General features: G+C 31.9%; 12 protein-coding genes. 9 read left to right on the top strand and 3 right to left on the bottom strand.

What is annotated here, in order from left to right:
• Position 1 precedes the first annotated feature (1 nt).
• The 6 genes from jag (at position 2) to ACY3JM_RS00655 (ending at position 6,944) form a co-directional block, all read left to right on the top strand.
• Positions 2-619: an RNA-binding cell elongation regulator Jag/EloR gene (jag, locus tag ACY3JM_RS00680; RefSeq protein WP_463111446.1), complete on the top strand. Its 618-nt coding sequence runs from the start codon at positions 2-4 to the stop codon at positions 617-619.
• Positions 616-1,977, top strand: a complete 1,362-nt coding sequence (gene mnmE, locus ACY3JM_RS00675) for a tRNA uridine-5-carboxymethylaminomethyl(34) synthesis GTPase MnmE (RefSeq protein WP_463111445.1) — start codon at positions 616-618, stop codon at positions 1,975-1,977. The genes jag and mnmE overlap by 4 nt, the downstream gene beginning before the upstream one ends.
• 9 nt (positions 1,978-1,986) lie before the next feature.
• Positions 1,987-2,868 carry an undecaprenyl-diphosphate phosphatase gene (locus ACY3JM_RS00670; RefSeq protein WP_463111444.1) on the top strand — a complete coding sequence of 294 codons (882 nt, stop codon included), beginning with the start codon at positions 1,987-1,989 and terminating at the stop codon, positions 2,866-2,868.
• Positions 2,869-2,959: 91 nt separating this feature from the next.
• On the top strand, positions 2,960-3,550 hold the full coding sequence (locus tag ACY3JM_RS00665; protein WP_463111443.1) for a TetR/AcrR family transcriptional regulator: 591 nt from the start codon (positions 2,960-2,962) through the stop codon (positions 3,548-3,550).
• A complete protein-coding gene (locus ACY3JM_RS00660; protein WP_463111442.1) occupies positions 3,547-5,601 on the top strand; it encodes an efflux RND transporter permease subunit in 2,055 nt (684 codons plus the stop codon). Before ACY3JM_RS00665 ends, ACY3JM_RS00660 begins: the two co-directional genes overlap by 4 nt.
• Entirely contained in the window at positions 5,598-6,944 is a 1,347-nt protein-coding gene (locus ACY3JM_RS00655; RefSeq protein ID WP_463111441.1) for a hypothetical protein, read from the top strand. The genes ACY3JM_RS00660 and ACY3JM_RS00655 overlap by 4 nt, the downstream gene beginning before the upstream one ends.
• A gap of 1 nt (position 6,945) precedes the next feature.
• Here ACY3JM_RS00655 and ACY3JM_RS00650 read toward each other — a convergent pair whose 3' ends face one another.
• Genes ACY3JM_RS00650 through ACY3JM_RS00640 form a run of 3 tightly spaced genes read right to left on the bottom strand, consistent with a single transcriptional unit; the run spans position 6,946 to position 9,840 of the window.
• Entirely contained in the window at positions 6,946-7,401 is a 456-nt protein-coding gene (locus tag ACY3JM_RS00650; protein WP_463082875.1) for a COG2426 family protein, read from the bottom strand.
• Complete coding sequence (locus ACY3JM_RS00645; RefSeq protein WP_463111440.1) at positions 7,398-8,561, bottom strand: C45 family autoproteolytic acyltransferase/hydolase; 1,164 nt, start codon at positions 8,559-8,561, stop codon at positions 7,398-7,400. The genes ACY3JM_RS00650 and ACY3JM_RS00645 overlap by 4 nt, the downstream gene beginning before the upstream one ends.
• Positions 8,527-9,840 (bottom strand): hypothetical protein, encoded by a 1,314-nt coding sequence (locus ACY3JM_RS00640; RefSeq protein ID WP_463082873.1) that lies wholly within the window; start codon positions 9,838-9,840, stop codon positions 8,527-8,529. The genes ACY3JM_RS00645 and ACY3JM_RS00640 overlap by 35 nt, the downstream gene beginning before the upstream one ends.
• Positions 9,841-10,001: 161 nt before the next feature.
• Here ACY3JM_RS00640 and ACY3JM_RS00635 point away from each other — a divergent pair, with 161 nt between their 5' ends.
• From ACY3JM_RS00635 to ACY3JM_RS00625, 3 genes are read left to right on the top strand one after another with little or no spacing between them, the layout of a single operon-like run.
• A complete protein-coding gene (locus tag ACY3JM_RS00635; protein ID WP_463111439.1) occupies positions 10,002-11,807 on the top strand; it encodes a DUF2207 family protein in 1,806 nt (601 codons plus the stop codon).
• 24 nt (positions 11,808-11,831) lie between these two features.
• The gene (locus ACY3JM_RS00630; RefSeq protein ID WP_463082871.1) at positions 11,832-14,195 is read left to right on the top strand and encodes a phosphoketolase family protein; all 2,364 of its coding nucleotides are present in this window, start codon (positions 11,832-11,834) and stop codon (positions 14,193-14,195) included.
• Positions 14,196-14,212: 17 nt separating this feature from the next.
• Entirely contained in the window at positions 14,213-14,818 is a 606-nt protein-coding gene (locus ACY3JM_RS00625) for a hypothetical protein (RefSeq protein ID WP_463111438.1), read from the top strand.
• The last annotated feature ends 11 nt before the right edge of the window (positions 14,819-14,829 follow it).

Below are 14,829 nucleotides of genomic sequence, written 5' to 3'. Positions count from 1 at the left end.
TATGAAGGAGATTGAGATAGAGGGCAAGACCTTAGAAGATGCTCTTCTCAAGGCTAAAGAGATTTTGGAAGTTCCTCTTGATAAGATAGATTATAAAATTATTGAGTATGGAAGAGAAGGAATTTTAGGGATAGGAGCAAGGCCTTTTCGCATATATGCTTGGATAAAGGAAATTCCTGAAGATATATTAAGGAATTTTATAAAAGAAATCTTAAAAATGTTAAATGTTAAAGCCAAAATAAAGATATTAAAGGAAGATGGGAATATAAAAATAAGTATTGAAGGGGATAATTTAGGAGAATTAATTGGTCCTGCAGGAAGAACACTTTCATCCTTAGAGTATATAATCCGTCTTTATGCCTCTAAAATGCAGATAACCGATATTATTACCTTGGATATTGATCATTATAGAGAAAGGAGAGAAAAGTATTTAGAAGAGTTGGCAAAGAAGATAGCTGCTAAGGTAAAAAAAGAAAAGAAAGAGTACAAACTAAAACCTATGACTCCAAAAGAAAGAAGAATAATTCACTTAACTTTGCAAAATGATCCTGATGTAATTACATATAGTGAAGGAGAAGATCCATATAGGTATGTGGTTATAGCACCTAAGGAAAAATGAAAGATACAATTACAGCTATAGCTACCCCTCTTGGTTATAGTGCTATTGGGATAATCCGAATAAGTGGACCACAGGCTATAGGAATTGCCAAGAAAATTTTTTTACCTATCAGAGAGAAGGATCTTGAAAAAGTACCTTCTCATACTTTGCATTATGGAAGAATCTACTATAATGATGAGTTCATTGATGAGGTACTTTTAGCTGTTTACAAAGGTCCAAATTCCTATACAGGCGAGGATATGGTAGAGATATTTACCCATGGGAGTCCTATTATTCTTGAAGAAGTTTTAAAGATTATCATTAATGAAGGTGCTCGAATAGCAGAAAAAGGTGAATTTACCAAAAGAGCCTTTTTAAATGGAAAGATTGATCTTCTCCAAGCAGAAAGCATAAATGAAATTATAAGGGCAGAAAGTAAAACGTCATTGAGGATAGCTCTATCAAAATTGGAAGGTGACACTTCCAAAAGGATAAGAGAATTAAAAGATAGAGTAGAATTTTTAAGAGTACAATTGGAAGCCTCCATAGATTTTCCTGAGGATGTGGAAGAGAAGGAGAAATCAGAGTGGATAAGAATATTGGAAGAGATTAAAAAAGAGGTAGAGGAACTTTTATTAAAGGGGGAGAAAGGTGATTTAATTAAAGAAGGCTATAAAGTTATATTAGTAGGAAAGCCAAATGTGGGAAAGTCAAGCCTTTTTAATTCTTTAATGAGGGAAGATAGGGCAATAGTAACACCAATACCAGGTACTACAAGGGATTATATCGAAGGAGAGATTTATTTATCTGGTTATCTTATAAAAATTTATGATACTGCGGGTCTTTCTATTCCCCGTGATATATTGGATAAATTGGGAATGGAAAAAACTAAAAAGATCCTTGAAAAATCAAATATTATTCTTTTTGTACTTGATGGAAGTCTTGAAATTACTGAGGAAGAAAAGAATCTTTTTCAAGGGATAATGAGTTATGAAAATAAGAAAGTTTTGTTAGTTATCAATAAAATAGACTTACCTTTGAAAATTGATCTATCCTTTTTCCCTGAGAATATAGAAAGGGTATACGTGTCTGCTAAAAATAATATAGGTATTGATAGATTAGAAGAGAAGCTTAAAGAATATATAATTGCAGAAGAATCTATAGATGGATTGTTTCTAAATATATATCACAAAGAGGAGCTAAAAAAAATAAATAACTTAATAGATGAGTCAATAAAAACCTTGAAAAATTTTAATGCTATTGATATACTTGGGTCTTTTCTTTATGATATTGAAAGATCATTAGGGAATATGTTAGGTGAGGAAGTATCCTTAGATATTGTGGATAAGATATTTGAAAACTTCTGTGTTGGTAAATAGGAGGTTTTTATGGAATTTTGGGTAATAATTTTAGGTATTGTCCAAGGAATAACAGAATTTTTACCCATAAGTAGTACCGCTCATTTGATTTTAATTCCTTATTTATTTAAGGTACCCGATTTTGGGCTAACTTTTAATGTGGGATTACATCTTGGTACTTTTCTTGCTGTATTTTTATATTTTATAAAAGATTGGATAGAGTTTTTAATTGCCATATTTAAAGGGGGAGAAAAAAGGAAAATTCTTGGACTTATAATTCTTGCCACTATTCCAGCTGGTATTTTTGGGATTTTATTAGATCCTTTTGTGGAGAAAATTTCAGAGCCTCAAACTTATCCTTTTGCAATATGGATTATTTTGGTGGGAGTAGTAGTCTTTGGTATTATCTTTCTCCTATTGGAAAGATATAAAAGTAAGCCCTTGGAACTTAAAGATTTAGATATAAAAAAGGCTATAATTATTGGAGTTTGGCAAGTATTTGCCCTCTTTCCTGGAGTTTCAAGGTCTGGTTCATCTATATCAGGTGGAATGTATGTAGGATTAAGAAGAGATGAAGCTACAAAATTCTCTTTTTATATGTCCCTTCCTTTAATAGGTGGGGCAGTATTCTTTAAGTTTATAGACCTTTTTAAAGGTAACCAAACAGGGGAGTTTACATATATCTTATACGGAGCTTTAGTATCCTTTGTTGTAGGAATCTTCAGTATTCATATTCTTTTAAATTATGTGAAAAAATCATCTTTAAAGGTATTTTCATATTATAGATTTATTCTTGCTTTTTCTCTGCTATTAGCCTTTTTTAGTTTACATATACTTTCTATTTTAGTTTTTACAGCTGATGTAATATACCTATTGGGAAATTTTTATAGACCTAAAAAAAAGGCCATTTAATATTTATTTATGTCCATAATTTTATTGACATAAAGAATTTATCTTTTTTATAATAAACAGAACGACGTTCGTTCAATAGTGGGGAATAAATATGAGAATAAGCAAAGATCCTGAAATAAGAAAGAAAGAACTTATTGAAACTGCCCTTTGTCTTTTTCTCAAAAAGGGCTATGAAAAAACATCCATAAGGGATATATTGAGAGAAGTTAAGGGTTCTCCTGGTATGTTTTATTATTACTTTTCTTCAAAAGAAGAGATTTTTGAGGAAGCAATAAAGTATTATGTGGAGAATTATATAAAGGGACTTATAGAAATACTTAAAGATGAAAGAATCTCTTTAGTGGATAAATACAATAAGATTGTAAGCTCAGTGATAAAGGCTTTTGAGGATTTAAGATCCTTTTCTAAGATCTATTATAGTCCTCAATATTTTCCATTAAGGGTTAAAATATCGTTTGAAATATTGGATAAATTAATAGAGCCATTTTCTCAACTTATTGAGAAAATAAAAAAAGATCCTCAGCTTGATTCCAAAAGATGTGCAGTATTTATACTTTATGGGGTTTATGGTCTTTTGCATGAAAATCTTGAGATTGAAAGTAGTTATGTTAAAGGAATTATGGATTTCATCCTTCTGATTACTAAAAGAATTCTGGGAATTTATGAGGAGGGAGAGTTATGAAAAGGATTTATCTTTTTTGTTTTAGACATTCCAAGATTATAGCCATTTTATCATTGGTATTACTTATTTTGTCCTTTTATCTTAGTTTAAATATTAAGGTAAACTATGACATTTATTCTCTACTTCCAAAGAACCTTCCTTCAGTTAATGCTTTAAATGAACTGCGTAGTACCTTTAAACTGGGTGAAGAAGCATTTATATTACTTCGTTTTAATAATCCCTATGATGTGGATTCTTTAAAGAAAAAGGTGTCTCAAATAAAAGGAGTATCAAAGGTTTCATGGATTTCAGATTTTCAAGATATTTTTTTGCCTGATTATTTTTGGGATCAAAATATAAAAGATAAGTTTATAAAAGAGGGATATACATTTTTGAAAGTTGAGTTTATAGAATCCTCCCAGAGTCCTTTAACAAAATCAGCAATAAAAGAGATAAATTTGATTCTTCCAAAGGGAAGCTATTTTACAGGTAATGCGGTTATTGCTCAAGATTTAAGCAATTTAACTCAAAGAGAAACCATTCGTTATCTTCTTATTGGTAGTATATTGGTCATAATATTCTTATTTTTCCTTGTACCCTCAATGTATGTACCCGTTCTTATCTACTATACCATCTTTCTTTCTATTCTTATAAATACTGCCATCTCTACTCTTTTAGGGCAAGAGATAAGTTTTATATCTCGGATGATTGTGGGAATTTTACAACTTGGTGTTACTATGGATTATGCCATATTTTTGTACCATAGATATGAGGAAGAATCAAAAACAAAAAGTAAGGGAGAAGCAGGATGGGAAGCAGTTAGAACTACAGCTACAAGTATTGTGGCAAGTTCAGCTACTACTATGGCTGGTTTTCTTGCTATGACTTATATGAGATTTGGGCTCGGTAAAGATCTTGGATTTATTTTGACAAGAGGTGTATTGGTATCTTTTATTTCTTCTCTTACTATTCTTCCTGTACTCCTATATGAATTTCATCATAGATGGTCAAGTTCTAAGAGGTGGGTCTTAAGAATACCTGGAGAAAAGTTATTCAATTTTGTAATAAGATGGAGGCCTGTAATATTTGTTATATTTCTTATTGGTGCTTTTTCCCTTTTTATTATTCCTAAGTTTCCTGTAGATTATAAGCTTTTAAGAGGACTTCCAGAAAATATACCTTCCATGATAGGACAAAGAAAGTTAGAAGACATATTTGAAAAAAAGTCTACCATTTTTGTTATAGGTAAAGAATCACCAGATAATTGGCAAGAAATTATAAAAGTATTAAAGAAAGAACCTTACGTGACAGGTATCATGGGGTACTATGAAATGGTAGATCTATTACTGCCAGATTATATGGTGCCAGAAAGTGTGAAGAAAAGTTTCTTTAAGGATGGAGTTTCTTATCTATCTTTAGATGCAAATTTTTCCTATGGTTCCCCAGAATCTTATGATTTTATAGAAAGAATGAGAGAAAAAATAGAAAAAAGATATAATGTTACTTTTACAGGAATTCCTGTTTTAAATTATGATCTTAAAGATGTAACCACTAATGACTTAAATAAGATAAACGTTATATCTACAATAGCTATTTTTATGGTTGTAGCTTTCTCTTTTCTTTCCTTACCTATTCCCATCCTTCTTGTTCTTGTTATAGAGATTGCCATAACGATTAATCTTCTTATAGATTACCTAACATATGGTTTTATCTTTTTCTCTTCTAATCTTTTTATAGGGGCTATCCAACTTGGAGCAACTATAGATTATGCTGTGCTTTTAACCTCTAGATATTTGGAAGCAAAGAGAAAAGGGTTTGATAGAATTACCTCTGCCCATTTTGCCTTTGAAGGTATAAATAGTATCATAATTAGTGCAGGTACCATGTTTTTAATCTCCTTTCCTTTAGGTATTTTTTCTGATATTTTTATGGCAAAGAATTTAGCTATGCTTGTCAGCAGAGGAGCTATTATTAGTGTATTATTTGTAACCTTATTAGTGGTCCCTATCCTTGTAACTTTGGATTCTTTTCTTGATAAATTAGGTTTTATAAGGAAGGAGGAGAGAAGGTGAAAAGAGGAATTATCATATTAATATTGATGGGTATAATTTTTAGTATTTCTTTGGGACATTCTTTAGAGATTAAAAATGATGAAACCATTTATGTCCTTCTTGGAGCTGAAGGTAAAGCTAAAAGGGTAGATCTTGTAAATTGGATTAGTATAGAAGGAAAGGGAAATTTTAATATCATAAAAGATGGAAAATATATTAAAAATGTAAAGTTGCACACTAACGATCTAAAAATGAAGGTAGAAAAGGGTAACATAGTGATTTATGGAGAATCTTCTGACAATAAGAATATATATTTAACAGGAGAAGTTAATAAAAAGGTTCCTTTAGATTTTAAGATTACTTATAAATATAATGGAAAATTAGTACAACCAAGGGATTTTTTAGGGAAATCAGGAGATTTAGATATAGAGATTTATATGAAACCTAATGAAGATATTCCTTTAAGAGTAGTAATGTCTACTGAGTTTTCTGCCGATGATTTTGTACTTAGGAATCCCAATGATTTTATGATAATGGTATTGGGGAAAACAGTTAGGCTTACAAGTTTTACATATCCTATTCCTGATGCAAAATTAAGGCTTTCTTTGAGAGGTAAAAAATTGAAGGTACCTGCTATTACCTTCACTGCACTTCCATCCCTTCCTCCAGTTGATTTATCAATGAAAGAGCAACTTAAATCTATTAATGAGGGAATTGAAGGCTTTCTTTTACTTAATCAAGCTCATCAAAAAATTCTTAAAGGAATCCTTGAAGGTATAGAGAAAAATACTCCAATTATTCCACAAGAATACCTTACTTTGCCCTTTACCCTTATGGCTAATCAAAATAAAGCCTATTTAATATCAAAAAATTTAAAAGAGTATCCCAAAAGCTTTAATAATTTATATGGATTTATAAAGGGGAAAGCAGAAAGTAGTAATGATGAAGATTGGAAAAAGGCATTGATGATGGCGGAAGAGGTTAAGAAAGAGATAGAGACTAATAGTTTCTCAGATGATATAAAAAACATTGGAGATTTTATTGGGGATCTTGCTTTTCAAAGTAAAAAGGCTATGGACATAATTGGGACTTCTTTGCAAGGTATTCAGAATATTGAGAATATGTTAAATATAATGCTTTATGGGGGAGAAATTGAGGGGAAAAAGCTTTTAGGACTTGTTGAAGTGGAGAAAAATTTGAAAACTATGAAGAAGAAAATTGGAGATAACCTTTCTCTTTTGGAAAAAGGAGAAGAAAAAATAAATTCTTGGAAGAAGAGATTGGAAAACTATATATTTGCGGGTCAAATTCCAAATGCAAAATCAGTAGTTAGGTTCTACTTTAGACTTAATGAAATAGAATGATTTAAAAAATTATATTACTAAATAGGGTAAGCATTGATACAATGCAACTTGCAAATATAACACCTAAGGTTATGGTAAAAAAGGCTTCTTTAAAATTTAGGCCTAAGACTCTGGCTAATATGGCACCAGTAAAAGCTCCTGTTCCAGGAAGAGGAATTCCTATAAAAATTACCAATGAAAAAACAAGGCCAGATGGATATATTTTTAGCTTTCTCAATTTTCTTTTTAAAAATCTTTCATAATAACTTTTTAAGGGCTCTCTACTAAGGAGAGCCCTACTTATAAAATCAATAGTAAAATATATCGCTATACCCATTAATGTATTTCCTAAAAAGCTTATTAAAAAAGTTTCCCAAGGAGAAAGCCCATTATATATTCCATATGGTATGGAAACTCTGCATTCTCCAATGGGTGTTATTGAAAGAAGAAAAACTTTTATTATTAATTTTAGGTTCATATATTAAATTCCTCCCATGTTCCATAAGTTACCGGAGATTTAATGTTTTGGGCTATAAATAATTTTCTTTCTCTTGGTAAATAAATAATACTTTGTAATGTTAACCTCGTACTTACACTTTTAAGAATTTCTTTGGCGTATTCCACATCTATATTATTAACTTTTTCTATTTTTTCTCTTATTATTTTCTCCCTTTCCCTTGTATCTATCTGGTGAACATAAGACCCATCTTTAAGAGGGATAGGCATTTCTTCAACAAGTCTTTGTGCTTGTTCTGATATCATTTCAGGATGTTGATAGTGATTTGTAGCTATTAGGAAGCCTTTATCCCTTAAATCCCTTATGTATTTCATCTTTGGACTTATTTCAAGAATAACTGCATTATTTTTATCTGAGACAAGTACATTTAATCCTTGAAAAGTATATGGAGCATTTATTAAAGGATCATCTAAGTTATTAGAATATTGAATTATTTTGCGGGTTAGGAGAAATTCTGGAGCTCCCATCTCTTTTCTTTTACTTTGGGATACATTTATTGAAACGAATAAATTGTCTGATATACCAGTATAAGACCCAACAAGGGCAGGCCAAGAAATAGCTATAAAGGAATTTCCTTTTTCTGGGTAATATTTAAAAATAGTAGTGCATAATGGAAGTTCATCTATGAATACCCCATAATCGAGATTTCTTCCTATAATTAAACTTCCATCTTTATTTCTAAAAACAAAGGATGAACAGCTTTTTCTCATGCTTTTACCAATATAGTAAGTAGATATTTCATCGGTAAGATTGAAAAGAAGAATTTTTTCATAGGGTACATGGCTGGCATCAGAAATTCCCTTCATTTCTTCAAAAAATTCCTTGGATTCAGGGTAAAAATTAAGTATCTTTTTCTCAAAATCTTTTGCAGTTTTAAGCATTAATCTATAAAATAATTTCCCTTTTATCTTGCCTTGAAAAAGACATATTAAATTCTCAAAGTTATCATTAAAATATTGAATCTCGTCTTTAAGAGCTATTCCATGCTGATAGCCTATCTCATAGGGATTACCTTTAAGCTCTACCACTCTTATGTTGTCTTTTTGGGAAAAATACATGGTTTCAAAATTTTTTTGGATAAACATATTACTGTGGATATGGTCCTGTGTTACCTTCTTCATTTATTTTTATCACATAAACATCATATCCTCCTGATCCAAAAGACAATGTAAATCCTGCTATAATATATCCCCCATCACATGTTTGCCAGATAGAAAGTGCCTCATCACGATCTATTCCTCCATAAGTTTTTTCCCAGGCTTTATTCCCATTTTTATTAAGTTTTATAATGTAAACATCCTTTCCACCAAACCCAAAAGATTCAGTAACCCCTGCAACAATATAACCACTATCATTTGTTTGCTGTATTGATAATCCCCAATCATTATTTTTTCCACCAAAAGTTTTTTCCCAAACTTTGTCTCCATTTTCGTTAAGCTTTATTATGTAAACATCACTCCCCCCCTTACTAAAGGATTCTGTCCAGCCTACAACAATATATCCTTTATCTTTGGTCTGCTGGATAGAATATGCTTCATCATAATTTTTTCCACCAAAAGTTTTTTCCCATTCCTTACTTCCATTTTTATTTAGCTTTATGATATAAAAATCACCATTACCTGCCCCAAATGAATCTGAAAATCCTGCAACAATATAACCTCCATCTATTGTCTGTTGGATTGAAAAGGCTTCATCCCAACCATTTCCTCCATATGTTTTATCCCAAACTTTATTACCATTTCTATCAAGTTTTATAATGTAAACGTCCTTTCCTCCTGAGCCAATGGAATATGTTAAACCTGCAACAATATATCCTCCATCTTTTGTTTGCTGAACAGAATATGCTTCCTCATTCTTACTTCCTCCATAAGCTTTTTCCCAAATTTTATTTCCATTTTTATCAAGTTTTATTATGTAAAAATCAACATTGCCTGATCCAACGGATTTTGTTCCACCAACAGCAATAAACCCATTATCTGTTGTTTCATAAATTGAGTTTCCTTTATCCCAAGATTTTCCCCCATAAGCTTTTTCCCAAATTGTATATCCATTTTTGTCAAGCTTCATTACATACAAATCAGACCCCCCATTCCCAAAAGACCATGTATGTCCTGCAATGATGTACCCTTCATCTTTTGTCTGCTTTACAGAATACCCATAATCATCATTTTCCCCACCAAAAGTTTTCTGCCAGACCTTATATTGAACTTTATTTTCTTTTTTTACATTGATACTAAAGCTTTTAGTAGTTACTATCTTTTCATAAAATTTAACAGCTTCTCCTAACTTATTTCCATTTATATTGGATTCAAGTTTTAATACCTTTTTAACTGATATCTCAGAAAAACTTATGGAAATAAAAAGAGTAAGGATTAAAATAGTAATCAATAATTTTTTCATTTTATTCTCCTTTCTAAATATCGTAACTATTCCATATTATAACATTTTATCTTTGTTACAATTATCGATAAAAATTTATGAAATCAAGTTTCTTTTCTTCAAAAGTTTACCTTTTAAAATGCTATAATTATGTTAAACTTTACATAATTTTAGGAGGAGACATGAATAAGATTTTTAAATTCTTATTAATCCTTCTTTTATTATTTACCATATCTTATGGAAAGGAATATAGAATAAGAGAAGCAAGAGTATATTACAATATTTTGCCAAGTGGAGAGATAGATGTTAAAAATCAATTAACCTATGATTTTTCAGGATCTTTCTCAAGGGCATGGATTACTATACCAAGAGGAAAATATACTTTGGAGGATGTATCCGTAGGTGAGATAGTTGGGGGATCTCTAAAGAATTATGCCTATCATCCTGAAACATCAGAGAGGATTCCAGCTACTTTTGATGTGGTTGAGAATAGTAAAGAGTATAAAATTAGTTGGTTTTATAGAGCAAATTATACGGAAAAGACTTTTGTAATAAGCTATAAGTTAATCAATGCCCTAAAAGTATATAATGACGTGGCTGAATTCTATTGGAAAGTATGGGGAGGAGATTGGGATATAGGACTTCCAGCTTTGTGGGTAGAAGTTAATTTACCCTCTGAAATAAAATCCAAAAATGATATAAATTATTGGCTCCATCCTAAGATAGAGGGAAAGATAGGAATAAAAAGAGATTACAAAGGAATAATTGCATATGCTGGAAGTATACCACCTCATCAATGGGTAGAGGTAAGAGTAGTATTTCCAAGAGGTTATTTGACCAATTTAGATCCGTTTAAGGTTGAGTCAATATCTAAAAATGGTAAAGATTTAATCTTAAAAGAAGAGGAAAGGTGGCAAAAGGAAGAAGAAAGAAAACAGCTTATACAAGCTATTTTAACGATTATCTTTGGTATATTGTCAGTAATATTCTTACTTCTTGGTTTTGTTTTACCTCTTCGTATATATTTTAAATATGGAAGGGAGCCTAAGGTACAATATGATAGAGAGTATGAGCAAGAGCCACCTTCAGATATACCACCAGCATGGGTAGATGCTCTTTTAAATCAAGCATCTAACCTTTCGCCTGATTCTATTGTGGCTTCAACTCTTGAGCTGGCAAGAAGAGGATATCTCAAGTTTAAAGAAGAGATTAAAGAGGGGTTTTTAGGTATAAAGCATAAAGATTATAAGATCATCATAATGGATAAAGAAGTAGAGAAAGATCTTTCTGGAGAATTAAAACTTCTTCTTAATAAATTTAAAGAGTTTGGTAAAGAATTCTATGTTTCTGATTTAAAGAAAAAAAATTTAAGTAGTTTCAAGAAAGATTTTGATAAGGAAGTAGAAAAAGTAGTCTTTCAAGAGAAGAAATGGATAATTGATGAAGGAAAAAGAAAATTATTATACTTAATGATTTTGTGGATTGTGGTAGAGGTTTTTTTGGGAATTTTGACCTCTATACTACACTCTTGGAGTATACTTATGCTAATGTTAATTATAGGTATAAACATTGTTATTTCTATTATTTTTATGCATTCAGCACAAAGATATTCTCCTGAAGGGAAATTACTTGCTTTAAGATGGAAGGCTTTTAAGAGGTATTTGAAAGATTTTTCTCTTATCTCAGAGCGACCACCCTCTTCTTTAGTTCTTTGGGAGAAGTATTTGGTCTATGGTACTGTGTTAGGAGTTGCTAAGGAAGTTTTAAAGGCAATGCAGATGTTAAGTATCCCTGTAGATCAGATAACATGGTATGCTCCCGCTTATGCAGGGAGTATAACGGGCTTATCAGATTCTATTCAAAGTTTTAGTTCTTCTCTTGAGAGTTTTAGCAATGCCTTTTCAAGTAGTGTAGCTTCCTCTACATCTTCCTCCTCTTCTTCTGGAGGAGGTGGAGGAGGTGGGGGCGGTGGTGGAGGGGCTGATTAAAAATTTAAGAAAGGAGTTGATATTATGATTGAAAAGTTAAACGAGTATTGGAGAGCTTGCTGTTATATTTCAGCTGGGATGATTTATCTTCTTGATAATCCTCTTTTAAAGGAACCATTAAAACCTGAGCATATAAAGGAGAGGCTTCTTGGACATTGGGGGGCAAGTCCTGGACTTTCCTTTGTATATGTTCATGGTAATAGGGTAATAAAAAAATATGATCTTAATTGTATATTTATTGCAGGTCCTGGACATGGAGCACCAGGTGTTATTGCACCAGCATATTTAGAAGGAACTATAAGTGAACTTTATTCTCAGTTTAGTCAAGATGAAGAGGGTATGAAAAATCTTTTTAAAGCCTTTTCATTTCCGGGAGGTCTTGGTAGCCATTGTACTCCAGAACTTCCTGGATCTATACAAGAGGGTGGAGAGCTTGGTTATAGTTTGTCTCACGCTTATGGTGCTGTTTTTGATCATAAAGATCTTATAGCCATTACTGTGGTAGGTGATGGTGAGGCAGAAACTGGTCCTCTTGCCACCAGTTGGCATTCAAATAAATTTTTAAACCCTGTTAAGGATGGAGCAGTACTCCCAGTATTACTTCTTAATGGATATAAGATAAATAATCCTACTATTTTGGCGAGAATAGATAATGAAGAGCTTTTAAATCTTTTTAAAGGCTATGGATATGAACCATATCTTGTGGAAGGGGAAGATTCTCTTGAAGTACATGAGAAGATGGCAAAGACTATGGATTCTTGTATAGAAAAAATCCTGAATATATGGGATACTTCCAGATCTCAGAATAAGCCATTTAGACCTTACTGGCCTATGATTATTTTAAAGACTCCAAAGGGTTGGACTGCTCCAAGGAAGGTTGGAAAACACTATATTGAGGGATATTGGAGAGCTCATCAAGTGCCTTTTTCTGATGCAAAGGAAAATCCTGAAAGTTTGAAGGTTTTGGAGGCTTGGCTGAGAAGTTATGAACCTGAAAAATTATTTACTCCTGATGGTAAGCTTAGGGAAGATTTAAGGGAGATAGCCCCATCTGGAGAGAGAAGAATGAGTGCTAACCCATATGCTAATGGTGGATTATTGAGAAAAGAATTAAAACTTCCCAATCTTAAGGATTATGCAGTGGGGGTGGATAAACCCTTTGAGGATAAGGCAGAAAATACACGTCCTTTAGGTGTGTTTTTAAGGGAAGTTATAAGATTGAATCCAGATAATTTTAGGGTCTTTGGACCTGATGAAACAAAATCAAACAGATTAGATGCAGTATTTGAATATGGAAAGGTTTTTATGGGGAAGATTCTTTCTGAAGATGAGGATGAAGGATATCTTACACCATTTGGAAGAACTATGGAAATGCTTTCAGAACATACCTTGGAGGGATGGCTTGAAGGGTATCTTCTTACTGGAAGACATGGATTTTTAAATACATATGAGGGATTTGCCCCCATAATCTCGTCCATGGTAAATCAATTTGGAAAATGGCTTGATATCTCTTCTGATGTACCTTGGAGAGCTCCTATCTCTTCATTGAATCTATTATTAACCTCTGTAGTATGGAGACAAGATCATAATGGTTTTACTCACCAGGATCCAGGATTTATAACATCTATTGTGGATAAGTGGCCTAATGTGGTAAGAGTATACTTCCCCCCAGATGCCAACACATTACTTTGTACCGTATGGCATTGTTTCCAAACCACTAATAGAATAAATATTATAGTCATAGATAAACAAAAACATCCTCAATATCTTTCTATGGATGATGCCTTTAAACATGCTATGAAAGGTATTGGAATATGGGATTTTGCAAGTAATCATCCAGAAGAAGATCCTGATGTTGTTATTGCAAGTTGTGGTGATATCCCAACTAAAGAGGCTATCTATGCTGTTAAGCTTTTAAAAGAGTTTTTCCCTTATCTAAAGATAAGATTTGTAAATGTGGTAAACCTTTTTACTCTTACACCTAATACAGAGCATCCAGATGGACTGACAGATAAAGAGTTTGATTCTTACTTTACAAAAGACAAACCTATAATATTTAACTTCCATGGTTATCCATGGCTTATACATAGGTTAACCTATAGGAGAAATAATCATAGAAATATTCATGTGAGAGGATATAGGGAAAATAGAAAAATAGGAATAGATGCTGGATATCTTGCACCTTTCTTAAAAGGAAGAGGAGGTATAACCACACCCCTTCAACTTGCTATATTGAACCAGATAGATCGTTATAGCATAGCCATGGATGTTATTGAAAGGGTAGAAGATTTGCAGAATAAAGGAGGTTATTACAAAGATTTATTGAAGAATATGCAGATAGAAGCCCTTGAATATGCATACAATCATGGGGTTGATAAGGAAGAATAGAGGAGGTTGGAATAAAAATGAAAAGTTTAAAAATAATTTTACTATCTATATTTATACTTACCTTGATATCTGTTTTCTCCTTTTCTCAAAATGAAGCTGATGCAAGTATAGTTATATCTCAAGAAACTCTAAATAAATTTTTGTCTGCAATTGGAGAGATAAAAAGAACTGAGAGCTTTAATGTTTCTGGGATTAAAAGTGAGTATACCTGGATTGTTAAAAATCCGAGAATAATTTTAGATGACAACAAGGCAAGATTTGAAGCTGATGTTTCTGTATCTATAAAGTTTCCTTCTGTGAGCTATACTACACCTGCCTACGGAGAAGTTTCGGTAAAGTATTTATTGAATGAGAATAGGATTTATATTAAAGTAGAAAAAGTAGCTTTTGAAGTAGCTTTTAGTATTCTTGGGAAGAAAGTTAAAGTAGGAGAAGTCGATATAACTAAGATATATCAAATTGCCTTCTCCTTTCCAGGGCCAAAACCTTTTGAATCAATGGTATCAGTAAGTATGCCTGATGGCAGTATTAAAATGATTAAGATAGAGACTATACCAGTATTAATGATTGAAAAGGGGAAAATTGTAGTAGGATCACAGATAAATTATCTTCCTGTAAAGTAAAAATTTGATAT

The organism is Dictyoglomus sp. SSW (assembly GCF_055181335.1).
Note: the sequence above shows the minus strand (reverse complement) of the source record. Positions and strands in the feature narration are given on the sequence as shown.